Origin of the sequence: Bradyrhizobium uaiense, from assembly GCF_010811875.1 — a bacterium.
In the GTDB taxonomy this organism is placed as follows: domain Bacteria; phylum Pseudomonadota; class Alphaproteobacteria; order Rhizobiales; family Xanthobacteraceae; genus Bradyrhizobium; species Bradyrhizobium uaiense.
The window spans coordinates 1-245 of sequence record NZ_VKHP01000927.1; the positions used below are offsets into that span (position 1 = coordinate 1).

The window sequence follows — 245 nt, forward strand, 5'->3', positions numbered from 1 at the left end:
AGATGAAGGAGTAATCCTCGCCGACGGTCGCGATCTTGCGATAACCCTTGGTCTCATAGGCGTATTTGCCGAGGCCGACCTGCCACTGCGCGCCGTCCATGTTGTAGCGGAAGAAATTCGGCGCCGGCGGCCAGGTCACCAACCGGCAATGGGTGCCGCTCGGCACCAAGGACTTCGCCTCGGTCATCGCAGCGCTTCCCGACGATGTCGATGCGATCTATCTCGGCCTCGGCGGCGCCGACGCG

At 63.7% G+C, this 245-nt stretch carries 2 pseudogenes; one reads left to right on the top strand and one right to left on the bottom strand.

Features of this window, described 5'->3' with window-relative positions:
- Window positions 1–127 (bottom strand): annotated as a pseudogene (locus FNJ47_RS52510) (ABC transporter substrate-binding protein); the annotation flags it as partial.
- Between FNJ47_RS52510 and FNJ47_RS50930 the strand changes: the two are divergent.
- Window positions 120–245 (top strand): annotated as a pseudogene (locus FNJ47_RS50930) (ABC transporter substrate-binding protein); the annotation flags it as partial. The pseudogenes FNJ47_RS52510 and FNJ47_RS50930 overlap by 8 nt on opposite strands.